Consider the following 12485-nt stretch of genomic DNA (forward strand, 5'->3'; position numbering starts at 1 on the left):
CGACGGTCGTCGCGTCAGGACTTCCCTACGCGCAGAACGCCGTAATGCACGGGGCTGTACTTGCCGCCCACGACCTCCGGGAAGCCGAGCCGCGCGAACTCGCCGCTCTTGCTCGTCTCTTTCATCACGACGCGATGGCGCGCGACACGGCGTGCCTCGGCGATGAGCTCGGGCGTCGCCGCACGGTGATCCGCTGCATAACGCAGCGGGTTGAGGTTCTCGCTCGCGAGCAGCGGATGGCGGAACATCGGATCGAAATAGACGACGTCAAAGCTCTTCGCGGGCTGCGCGCGCAGGAACGTGAACGCGTCGGCGCAGTGCGTCTCGATGCGCCGCATGGCTGCCGTCATCACCGCGTTCTCCCCCGCAAAATGCGCGAGTCCCTCATGCACGACCGCCTCGATGAGCGGGCTCGACTCGATGCCGACGACCCGCCCCTTCTCTCCTGTGACGAAGCTCGCCACGATGGCATCCGCGCCGAAGCCCAGCGTGCCGTCGAGCACCGACATGCCGGAGCGCAGCCCCATGGCCGCCGCCATGTTGTCCCTCTGCCCCTTGCGCAGGTTCTTCACGCGCAGATGGCTCATGTTCGGATGAAAGAAGAGCTCCCCCTCCGGCGTTTCGAGCCGCAGGCCGCCCTGACGCGCGACGAGCAGACATGAGACGCCGTAGCGCGCGCGCAGCGCGTCAGCTGAGAGCGTACCGCGCAGCACATAGGGAAGCGAGAGCTGTGCCGCCGTCTGCCGCGCAAGCGCCTCACTCGCCGCGTGCGGCTTGCGGCTCGTCGTCACGACGGCGCGGCAGCTGCCATGTTGTTCCTGTTCCATTGGTTCCTCCTAGTCTCGCCCGCAGGCCGTGCGCGCATCAACGCTTCTTGAGGTCGAACCCCGTGCGCTTGAACATCTTCGCGAGCTCCTCGCTGCTGAATTTCAGGATCGTCGGCCTGCCGTGCGGACAGGTGAAGGGATACGCCGTCTCCGAGAGTGCGTCGAGGATCATCTGCATCTGCCGCAGGTTGAGCTCATCCCCCGCCTTGATGGCCGCGCGGCAGGCCGTCGTCGCGAGCGCGGCCTTGCGCAGCTCCGCCGCGCTCACACTGTGCATGTCGTGGAGCGAGACGAGGATCTCGCGCACGATGTCCTCCGCCTCTCCCGCCGGTACGTCAGCGGGAATCTCCATGAGGCGGAATTCCCGTTCGCCGCTCGGCTCCATGCGGAAACCGAGCTGAGCGAAGAGCTCCCGGTGCGCCTCGATGAGCGCGCTTTCCCGCGCGTCGAACGAAAGGATCTGGTGCACGAGCAGCTGCTGCGACGGAATGCCGTCCGCAAGCGCTGAGAACTTGTCAAAGAGAATGCGTTCATGTGCCGCATGCTGATCGACGATGTAAAGTCCCTTCGCGTCCCGCGCGATGATATAGGTGAGATCCACCTGGCCGATGGGCTCGATGCCGCCTTCGCCAGCGAACGCACAGAAAGCATCTGCCGTCTCCCGCGAAACCTGCGCGCTCTGCGCAGGTTCCGCGACCTGCTGCGTCACTGTCTCCGCCACGGGATAGCGCACGGCCTGCTTCTCCCGCAGCTGCGCCTGCGCGGCGGCAAAGCCCGGCGCGTCCATTTCGCGGCGCGGCATGGCCGCGGGCCGCGGCGTCGCAAAGGACGCGGGCGCATGTCCCGAGGGCTCCCATGCCTTTCCTGCTCCGCCTGCCTGCCCCGGCGCCGCGGTCGCCGGCACGAAGCGCAGCGGCTCGCTCGTGACGTGCGTCTCCGGATGCTCCACAGCCGCCGCAACCCTCGCGAGGCCGAGATCCTGCGCAGGGCGCACGGCATCAAGCACAGCCTTGTAGACAGCCTTGAAGAGCAGCCCCTCATCCTCGAACTTCATCTCGATCTTCTGCGGATGGACGTTGACATCCACCGTGCGCGGCGGCACCGTGAGCACCAGCACCGCCAGCGGGAAGCCGTTCTTCGGCACGAGCGACTTATAGGCGTTGTCGATGGCCTTCGAGAGCGCGCGACTCTCGACGATGCGCCCGTTGACGATGAGTGTCTGCCAGGCGCGGCTGCTTTTGAGCATCGAAGGCTTCGTGATGAAGCCTTCGATGCGGATGCCCTCCGCCTCATTTGCAAAGGAAAGCGCGAGCGACGCATCCGCGACATGCGCGCCGTAGATGGCCTTGACCGTATCGTAGAGACTGCCGTTCCCCGGCGTCAGCAGCGCCATCTTGTTGTTGTTGAGGAAACGGAACGCAATCTCCGGATGCGAGAGCGCGAGCTTTACGATGAAATCGTTGATGCGCGCCCCCTCCGTATGATTCGTCTTGAGGAATTTCTTGCGCGCCGGCGTATTGAAGAAGAGATCCTCTACCTGTATCGTCGTACCGAGGCTCGTCCCCGTCTCGCGGATATCCGGCGTCTTGCCGCCGCTGATCTCGACCTGCGTGCCGAGATCTGCGCCCGCCTCGCGCGTCTTCATGCGGAAGCGCGAGACGGCGGCGATCGTCGGCAGTGCCTCGCCGCGGAAGCCCAGCGTCCCCACGGTCGAGAGGTCCCCCGCCTCGCGGATCTTGCTCGTCGCGTGGCGCAGGATGGCGAGCTCGGCGTCCTCGCGGCTCATGCCCTTGCCGTTGTCCGTCACGCGCATAAAGCTCGTTCCGCCCGCGAGGATCTCCACTTCGATCTTCGTCGCGCCCGCGTCGATGGAGTTCTCGACGAGCTCCTTGACAACGGAGGCCGGGCGCTCGACGACCTCTCCCGCCGCGATTTTGTTGATGGTCTTGTCATCGAGCACATGGATGATGCTCATGCGCGTCCCTCCTCTCCTTTCGCCTGCTCCTGCAGACGATAGAGCTCATTGAGCGCCTCGAGCGGCGTCATGGTCATGATATCGAGCGAGCAAAGCGCCTCGCGCAGCGTACTGCCGAAAAGTGAGCCCATGCCCAGCGCCGCATCGATCTGCGTGGGCGGCGCAGCAGTCTCCTCCCGTCCGTCTGTCTCGGCGGCCTGCACTTTCTCCTGCTTGGCCTCGAGCGCGGCGAGCAGCGCCTCCGCCCGCTTCGTGACTGTCTTCGGCAGGCCCGCAAGCCGCGCGACATGGATGCCGTACGACTTGTCCGCGGCCCCCGGCACGATGCGCCGCAGGAACGCGACCTGCGCGCCGCGTTCCTTGACGGCGACACAGAAATTCTTGATCTTATCATCCGCCATCTCCGTGAGCTCGTGGTAATGCGTCGCGAAGAGCGTCTGCGCGTGAATCTTCTTCTCGATGTACTCGACGACGGCGCGCGCGATGCTCATGCCGTCGAACGTGCTCGTGCCGCGGCCGATCTCGTCGAGAATCACGAGGCTGTCGCGCGTCGCGTACTTGAGGATCTGCGCGACCTCGTTCATCTCCACCATGAAGGTGCTCTGCCCGCTCACGAGATCGTCGCTCGCACCGATGCGCGTGAAGATGCGGTCGACCGGCGAGAGCACGGCCTCGCGCGCCGGCAGGAAGCTGCCGACCTGCGCCATGAGCGCGAGCAGCGCGACCTGGCGCATATACGTCGACTTGCCCGCCATGTTCGGCCCCGTGATGAGCATGATCTCGCAGTCCCTGTGGTTGAGCTCCGTATCGTTCGGCACGAAGAGGTCGCGCGTGAGGATGCGCTCGACGAGCGGATGGCGGCCGTCCTTGATGGAGATGCCTCCCTCAGGGCGCAGCTGCGGCCGGACGTAGTTGTAGCTCACAGCCGCCTCCGCGAAGCTCCGGAGCACATCGAGCACCGCGATGGCATGCGCCGTCTGCTGGATGCCCGGCAGCTCCTGCTTGATGCGCTCGCGCACCTCCGTGAACAGGCGGTATTCGATCTGGACGATCTTCTCCTGCGCGCCGAGGATCTTCGTCTCGAACGCCTTGAGCTCCTCCGTGATATAGCGCTCGGCATTCGCAAGCGTCTGCTTGCGGATATAACGGTCGGGCACGAGATCCGCGCCGCTGTTGCGCACCTCGATATAGTAGCCGAATACCTTGTTGTAGCCGATTTTGAGCGACTTGATACCCGTTTCCTGTTTCTCTCGCTCCTCGATTTCCTGCAGCATGGACTTGCTGTCATGCGCGATGCGGCGGTACTCGTCGAGCTCCGCATCGTAGCCGTCCTTGATGATGCCGCCCTCGCGCAGCGAGATGCCCGGCTCATCGACGATGGCGCGCGCGAGAAGCTCCGTCACCTCATCGAATGTCATGACGCGCTCCGTCGTCTCCCGGAGGAGCTGCGCTCGCACGTCCGCGAGCGTCTCCCGGATGCCCGGCAGGCACGCGAGCGAGAGCCTGAGCGCCACGAGATCGCGCGCGTTCGCCGTACCGACCTCGATGCGCGTGAGCAGCCGCTCGAAGTCGCGGATGTCCTTGAGTCCGTCTGCGAGTGCCCCGCGCAGGCCGAAATCCTCTACCATCTCCTGCACGGCATCGAGACGCCGGTCGATGGCGACAATGCTCAGAAGCGGAGCCTCCAACCACTGCTTGAGCAGACGGCTCCCCATCGCCGTCTCCGTGAAATCGAGCACATCGAGCAGCGTGTCCTTCTTGCCGCCGTCGCGCAGGTTGCGCGTGACCTCGAGGTTGCGTAGCGTATACGTATCGAGCACGAGATTCTCGCTCGCGTCGAGATATGTGAGATGCGAGATATGTGAGAGATCCGTCATCACGGTATCATGCAGGTAGTCGAGCAGCGTCGCGACCGCCTCCTGCGCGGCCCTGTCCTCCGGGCGCTCGTCTGCCGTGAAATGCTCGACGAGACGATCCTCGACCTGCGCCGAAATGCCCGCGAGCTGCGTATACGTACACTGCGGGAGGCGCAGTCCCACGAACGCGTCGAGCTGCTTGCGGAACGAAAGCTCCCCTGCCAGTAAGAGTTCCGACACCTGCCGCCGATAGAGCTCGTCGAAGAGCGTCTGCAGGCGGCTGCCGCCCGTATAGATGCCGTAAAAGCACTCGCCCGTCGAGATGTCTGCGCCTGCGAGGAGGATGCGCTCTCCTTGTTCATAGAGGAGCGCGATGTAGTTATTCGCCGCATCCGTGAGCACGGACTCAGAGAGCACCGTGCCCGGCGTGACGATCTTGATGACCTCGCGCTTCGTGAGCCCCTTGGCCTTCGGATCGCCGATCTGCTCGGCGATGGCGACCTTGTAGCCCTTGTGGATGAGCTTGTTGATATAGCTCTCCGCCGCATGGTAAGGGACGCCGCACATCGGCGCCTTGTCCTTGTTCCCGCTGCGGCTCGTGAGCGTGAGTCCCAGTTCCCGTGCCGCGAGCTCCGCATCCTCGAAAAACATCTCATAGAAATCCCCCAAGCGGAAGAAGAGAATCTCATCGGGATGCTGTTGCTTTGTCGCCTGGTATTGCTGCATCATCGGCGTAAGTTCCACGTTTCGGCCTCCTCTGCCATTCTGCCGCCCGCACGGGCAGCAACGGCAGGGCCTCCAGATCTGAGGCCCTGCCGCATATCCGCGGGCTCAGCGGCTCGCCACCGTTTCGCCCTTGAGCACCCACGTCTGCGGGTGCGTGATGTTCACTTCCACAAGATCGCCCGGCTGCTCTGCGCCGTGCGGGAAGAGCACGAGCTTGTTCGTGCGCGTCCGCCCGCTCCAAACCGCCGCGTCATGCTTGCTCGGTCCCTCGACGAGCACCTCGAGCGTACGGCCCTTGAGTGCCTCATTCTTCTCGCGGCTGATGGCATCCTGCACCGTCATGAGCCGCTCGAGCCGCTCATGCTTCAGCGCCTCCGGCACTTGGTCAGCCATTTCCGCCGCCGGCGTCCCCGAACGCTTCGAGTAGAGGAACGTATAAGCGGAATCATAGCGAATCTCCTCGAGGAACGCGAGCATCTGCACGAAATCCTCCTCCGTCTCGCCGGGGAACCCCACGATGAGGTCCGTCGTGAGACTGACCTCGGGCAGCGCCGCACGGATACGCCCGACGAGCGCGCGATAGTCCGCCACCGTGTAGATGCGGTGCATCGCCCGCAGGATGCGGTCGCTACCGTACTGCACGGGCAGATGGATGTGCTCGCAGATATGCCTGCCGGTCCGGATCGTCTCGATGAGTTTGTCCGAGAGGTCCTTCGGATGCGATGTCATGAAGCGCACGCGCTCGATGCCCGGCACCGCGTCCACCATCTTGAGCAGGTCGGCAAAATCGGCCAGCTTGTGATCCTTGCCGTAGGAGTTCACGTTCTGTCCGAGCAGCGTGACCTCCTTCGCCCCCTGGCGGACGGCCTCGCGCACTTCGGCGACGACATCCTCAGGACGGCGGCTGCGCTCACGCCCCCGCACATAGGGCACGATGCAATACGTGCAGAAATTATTGCAGCCATACATGATGGGCACCCAGACGGAGAACTTGTTCTGGCGCGCGACAGGCCCGCCCTCGGGAAGTTCCGTCTCGCCTGGCTGCACGTCGACGACATGACCGCGCTCCGCCGCGATCTCCTGCACGACGCGCGTGAGCTCATGCACCTTGTTCGTGCCGAGCACAAAATCGATATGTGGCGCGCGGCGTATCAGCGCCTCGCCCTCCTTCTGCGCCATGCAGCCCGTGATGCCGAAGATCAGCGCGGGATTCTTCTCCTTGAGATGCTTGATCTCACCGATCTTCCCATAGACGCGGTCCTCCGCGCTCTCCCTCACACAGCAGGTGTTGATGAGGATGAGATCCGCCTCTGTCATCTCCTCTGTCGGCTCATAGCCGATCGTCTCGAGCTGCCCCTCCATGCGCTCCGCGTCACTGACGTTCATCTGGCAGCCGTAAACGAGAAGCTTCGCGTAACGGTGCGCCTTGCCGTCCTTCACTTTCATTCTGTCATCCGTCCTTTATCCAGCCATAGTCGATAGATTATTATAGCAAAGCGACCGCCGTTTGTCCATTCTGCGATGGCAACCCGGGATATAAACTCCCCGCACATAGACACCGCTGAAAGAAAGGAAAACACCCCGCAGGTCTGTACCTGCGGGGTGCCAGCATATCATCATTCAAACTCGTTGTTGGGCATCGTGTTTAACGGATTTTGCTTCATAAATTTGATACCTCATTTTTTTGATTATTTGATGTGTCCATATTATCCAGCCTATACGATGGGCTGTTATCAAATTGTTATCGGTGGTGATAACGGGGGGTAGCAGGGTTGTTGTTTTCTCTGGTGGTTTAAAACTACATTTTACCACGAAAGGCAGGGAAATGCAATAACCATCCTTGCTGTGGCGTATCAAGGAATCTTACTGAACATATGGCGCACCTTATCCAAACGGCTGTTTGGACGACGGGGCTGGATGACTGGCTCGCCGACAGTGGCCTGATACCCTTTCAGTTCCGTCAGGCACACGCTCTGCCCGTTGGTGTAAAAGGCCAGATCAGTACGGTATGCCTGTATACAGCGGGCGGGAATCTCGCCAGTAAAGACAACTTCATCCTTTTTTACCTGGGCCGTTTCGATGGTGGCACAGTATTTCGGTGCATCATGATAAGCCCTGGAAAGGTATTCCTGGGGCGCATAGAGGGTGAAGGAGAGATAAGGTTCCAGCAGCTGCGTCCCCGATTCCTTCAATGCCTGTTCCAATACAATCGGGGCCAATGAGCGGAAGTCCGCCGGCGTGCTGACTGGACTGTAATAAAGCCCGTATTCAAAGCAAATCTTACAGTCCGTTACGTTCCAGCCGAACAAGCCCTGCTCCAGCCCGTAACGGATACCATCCCTGACAGCGTTTTGAAAACTCTGGTTCAAGTATCCCAGCGAAACCCGGCTCTCGTATTGTACGCCGGAGCCAAGCGGGAGTGGTGTAACAGACAGTCCGATAGATGCCCAAAACGGGTTGGGCGGCACCTCGATATGGATGGTGTGGCTGGCTGCTTTGAGCGGCCGCTCCATATAAATGACGGTGGGTTCCTTTACCACTGTTTCAATCTTGTATTTTTCCGACAGCAAAGCGGAAACGACCTCCAACTGCACCCGGCCCAAAAAAGAAAGAATGATCTCATGGGTGATGGAATCCACTTCGCAGCGCAAAAGCGGGTCAGTATCCGCAAGTTGCGTAAGAGCGTCCAGCAGCCGTTCTCTTTGCGCTGCCGTTTTCGGCGCAATCGTCGTCCGCAGCATGGGGAGGGGGGCCTCGCGCCACCTTTTACGAGGGAGCCGGGTTTGATCCCCTAATACATCGTTTAACCTCACGCTGTCGCTGGGAAGGATAACAATTTCGCCCGGATAAGCGGTGTCTGTCCGAACAATTTCCCCTTTGGATGGAATACGCATCTCTGTGATTTTCAGCTTTTCTCTCCCGGCCAGGGCCACCGTATCCCGCAGGCGCAGCGTTCCGCTGTATAGCCGCAGATAGACACGCCGCTGGCCGCAATCGGTGTACTCAACCTTGAAAACGCTGCCGCATAGGGTGGCGCTCCCCTGTTCCCCAATCGGTTGGAACAGTCCTGTCACCGCATCCATCAACGGTTGAATGCCAAGGCCCTTTTTGGCGCTGCCATGATAGACCGGAAACAGGGAGGCTTCTTGAACCCGCCGCTGTTCCTCCCGCGCAAGTTTTTCCTGGCTGATTGGTTCTCCTGCGATATACTTTTCCAATAATGCATCGTTATTTTCGATGACCGCATCCCATGCTTCTATGTCGGTATTTTCCTCCAGGACTATTTCCGGGGACAGCGACACCGTCTGCTTGATGATAATATCGGCGGAGAGCTTATCCCGAACAGACTGAACCACGCTCTGCAAATCAACGCCAGCCTGGTCGATCTTGTTGATAAAGATAACGGTGGGAATGTTCATTTTCCGCAGGGCATGGAACAGAATACGGGTCTGGGCCTGCACGCCATCTTTCGCGGAGATCACCAAGATGGCCCCATCTAAAACAGCCAAAGAGCGGTACACCTCCGCCAAAAAATCCATGTGGCCGGGCGTATCCACAATGTTAACTTTACATCTGTGCCACTGGAAGGAAGTGACTGCCGCTTGAATGGTAATCCCACGCTGCCGCTCCAAAAACAAGGTGTCCGTCCTCGTTGTCCCTTTTTCGACGCTCCCTGGTTCTGAAATGGCTCCACTGGCATATAGCAGACTCTCCGTCAAGGTCGTCTTTCCAGCGTCTACATGGGCAAGAATCCCGATATTGATAATGTTCATGTCTATCCTCCATACAAGGCCCGAATGGGCGCAAAAATCCCCAGCGGCAAATACTTTTACCGCTGGGGATCATGACTTCGGATACATAGAAACGCATTCAGCTAACATGAGCCGTTATCCGTCACGATATTTGATAAAAAGGCAAAAGCATTCTTAAATTGGGTACAAAAACCAAGCCCCTGCAAGGGGCAATTATTTTTGTGCCCATTATCAAATTTTATTTAAGAATACCTTGCCGCATGTTGAATAGACTCCTCAAATCAGTATGACAGCAGTATAGCATAGCACACTCTAAAATGCAAGAAGTTTTTACCCGCTGTCCCAAATAAATCAGGAGGGCATTCACCGGGACACCCTCCGATTTGGGGCCTCATGCGCAAATAATTTCTGTGTCCACGATTTCCGCCGCACACGCCCGAATATTGTTAGTCCCTCTGCAACTCATACCACAGACCGTTGCCCTCGTCAAAGATGTACTTTTCCATGAAATTACCTCCATTTTTTGTGATTATCGTGCGCCTACCCTCATTTTTGACCTTGCACCCCATTTCCGCTCCTTTTCGACCTGTTCCTGCTGGTAAGCTGCCTCCAGTATCCTGTCCGCCTGTTCCGGGCCAATGGCCCGTCTGACCCGCTCATAGTCCCTGACTTGCCCTTTCAAGCCGTCCCTCTCGGCACAAACCTCATAAATCCTGGCTGACAGGGAGCCGTTCTTACTGACCTCACGATCATAGGCGCTCTGCAACCGCTCAAACTTGCTCTTGAGGTCGAAGTAGGCCCGGTAGACGGAGCGCAGCACCTTGACGATCTTCTCCCAAAGGGGCTTGGCCTTTTTCTCCCGGTAGGACTTGGCCGATTCCAGCGGCCCCGCCTCCGGCAGCGTCCGCTCCGGGTCGTCGGAGAAGTCCGCCGCCAGTTTCTCCATGCCCTTGAGCAAGGGCGTTACATCGTCCAGCTTAGCCCTGGCCTGGGCCGCTTTCTTCTCAGCTGATGCTGCCTCCTTATTCTTTTTGTCGGCCTCAACCTGGGCCAGCGCCGACACCTCTTGAAGCTGTGCAAGCCGTTCCTGCTCACGCTCCGTCTTGAACTGCGTAACAGTCAAATGTTCTTCGGAACTACCACGTTCCCCACGCTCTACATCGTCATAGCCAGCGGAGCGCATATGCTCAAAGAAATCATCTTGCAGGACACTGTACGACTTTCGTAGAACGGGTTTGCCCTTAGCTGTGCGTAACGGCTCCCCGGTGGTTTCGTCCAGAATGGGCTTGGACGCCCACTTCTTGCTCATGCTCACCTGCATGATCGTTTCCTTGACCTTGCCCACCAGGGACTTGTCCTTGCACCGCTTTGTCCAGCGTATCTCCTTCTCCACTACCGGGATATAAACCACATGGAGGTGGTAGTGGTACACGTCCTCCCCCAGCGCCTCGGACATGGCCCGGTTGCGCTCGTCAGCGTGCATGACCGCCGACAAAATATACTGCTCTCCGCCCACGATTTTGATTGCGGCTTTGTATGCTTCGGTGTAAAATTGTTTTGCAAAGTCATAGCCGCCGTGGTTGTAGAAGTAAGCGGAGTTTACGTCAAAGACCAGCTCACCATATCGAAAGGCATCCTCCTTGATACCACGAGTGGAAATCACGCCATCAGCCTCCATTCGAGCAAACATCTCTCGATACCCGGCAGACGGGGTTTTGAAATGGACATTGAGCGGCGTCCGCTCCAGTACAATGTCCTGATTGACATAGGAATCCTTCTCACGCTCGTTGTGCTGCTGGGTGTTACCGATCTTGGTTTCGGTCAGCCTCATATTTCTTGCGTTGGTACGGTCAATACCGTCGCCTCTCGCCATAGGCAAAAATCCTCCTGTTTCAGATGTTGGGTTGTTGAAAGAGGACGGGGGTTCGGGGGAGGCACTTCCTGCGGGAAGTGTAATAACCCACTATGACACTTTCATCCCTTCGGTCTGCAAAGTGTCGTGGGCTCTCCGAGGGGGTGTGGGGGCTTTGCCCCCGGCAACTGCGGTTGCCTCCCCCAGCAGGGCCGCCCTTTGAAAAGGGCACCCTGCACCCCGCCTAAACTTTGCTGCTCCCCGTGACAGCCGTGACGACCGTGACGATGTTTCAGACACCGCCGCCACTCTCAAAAAAGCCGTCACAGCCGTCACGGTCGTCACGCCTGGGACGGTTCCAGCGTCAGGCTGATACTTCTCCCGGCGTGGCTCCTGCTGTTCTCATAGCGGATGTGGTAGTCTGTCAGCAGCTTCCCGGCCCGGACGTTTAGCCGCATCGCCAGGGCGTTGGGCTTCATGTCAGTCTGGAGCGCCGCTACCAGCTCGGTGGCCGTACCACCCCAGGTCGGCTTCTCCACCGTCACAAGGGCGGCTATGGCCTCCAGCACCGGGTCGGGCGGCTCTGTCCATGCCTCCGTTTCCGTACGCTCCAGCGTCCATATCAGCCGTTCCTTGTCCTTGGTAAGATAGAATCGCTGGTCTTGCTGGTCACGCCCGGCCACGTCCAGAACGGCGCTGCCGTCTGTCCGCTTCTCCTTTTGAAGAAGAAAGGCCCCGTCCGCCGCTCCGAGCAGGCCGTTGGTGCCGGAAATCATATCGAACTTATCATCGGCCTGTTGTTTGCGGGTGTGATGTACCAGCAGGAGGCAGACGCCGCAATCATCGGCAAGGCGTTTCAGTTTCCCCACCACTTCGTAATCATTGGCATAGCTGTACTTATCCCCGCCAGCCTCCCGGATTTTCTGGAGAGTGTCAATGATAATCAGCTTGGTGTTCGGGTGTTCCCGGACGAACTTCTTTAGCTGTTCCTCCAGGCCAACGCCAAGCTGTTTGGCGTAGACCGCAAAGAGCAGATTGTCGGTGCCCTCTGTGCCGAACATTCGGTATAGCCGCCCCTGCAAGCGGCGGTGGTCGTCCTCCAACGCCAGGTAGAGGACAGTCCCCTTGTGAACAGGATAGCCCCACAGGGGGAGGCCCATGCTGACATGGTAGGCAAGCTGAGCCATCAGGAACGACTTGCCCACCTTGGGCGCTCCCGCAAAGAGGTATGTCCCAGGGTAGAGCAGACCGTCAATGACGGGCGGTCTGCTCTGGTAGATGTTCTGGTAAAGGTCGTTCATAGAAACTGTGTGGAGGTAGGCCGGGTCGCTCATGCGCCGCATATCTCGGAGCATTTCTTCCAAACTTTCCTCTTGGGGGTTGTTTTCAGCCGTTTCCTCTGCTATACTTTTGGCAGTTGTTTGTGAAATGGGCTGTTCCCCGTCTGTTGGCGCAGACGGAACCGGGACAGTCCTTTTCGTTTCTCTGGAATCCATC

General features: G+C 59.4%; 7 protein-coding genes. All 7 read right to left on the reverse strand.

The features are described from left to right. Nucleotides 1-14: 14 nt before the first annotated feature. A complete protein-coding gene (locus F599_RS0101025) occupies nt 15-827 on the reverse strand; it encodes a class I SAM-dependent methyltransferase (protein ID WP_019541677.1) in 813 nt (270 codons plus the stop codon). A gap of 37 nt (nt 828-864) precedes the next feature. Next, the gene (mutL, locus tag F599_RS0101030; RefSeq protein WP_019541678.1) at nt 865-2802 is read right to left on the reverse strand and encodes a DNA mismatch repair endonuclease MutL; all 1938 of its coding nucleotides are present in this window, start codon (nt 2800-2802) and stop codon (nt 865-867) included. Next, nucleotides 2799-5387, reverse strand: coding sequence for a DNA mismatch repair protein MutS (gene mutS / locus F599_RS0101035; RefSeq protein WP_019541679.1), 2589 nt, complete (start codon nt 5385-5387; stop codon nt 2799-2801). Before mutS ends, mutL begins: the two co-directional genes overlap by 4 nt. A 102-nt stretch (nt 5388-5489) precedes the next feature. Beyond that, nucleotides 5490-6830 carry a tRNA (N6-isopentenyl adenosine(37)-C2)-methylthiotransferase MiaB gene (gene miaB / locus F599_RS0101040; protein WP_019541680.1) on the reverse strand — a complete coding sequence of 447 codons (1341 nt, stop codon included), beginning with the start codon at nt 6828-6830 and terminating at the stop codon, nt 5490-5492. A 407-nt stretch (nt 6831-7237) separates the two neighbouring features. Further along, a complete protein-coding gene (gene tet(W) / locus F599_RS0101045; protein ID WP_019541681.1) occupies nt 7238-9157 on the reverse strand; it encodes a tetracycline resistance ribosomal protection protein Tet(W) in 1920 nt (639 codons plus the stop codon). Between the two features lie 508 nt (nt 9158-9665). Next, nucleotides 9666-11009, reverse strand: coding sequence for a plasmid recombination protein (locus F599_RS0101050; protein ID WP_019541682.1), 1344 nt, complete (start codon nt 11007-11009; stop codon nt 9666-9668). A 320-nt stretch (nt 11010-11329) separates the two neighbouring features. After that, nucleotides 11330-12484 (reverse strand): helicase RepA family protein, encoded by a 1155-nt coding sequence (locus F599_RS0101055; protein ID WP_019541683.1) that lies wholly within the window; start codon nt 12482-12484, stop codon nt 11330-11332. Nucleotide 12485 lies beyond the last annotated feature (1 nt).

Origin of the sequence: Selenomonas bovis DSM 23594 (assembly GCF_000381005.1) — a bacterium.
Lineage (GTDB): Bacteria > Bacillota > Negativicutes > Selenomonadales > Selenomonadaceae > Selenomonas_C > Selenomonas_C bovis.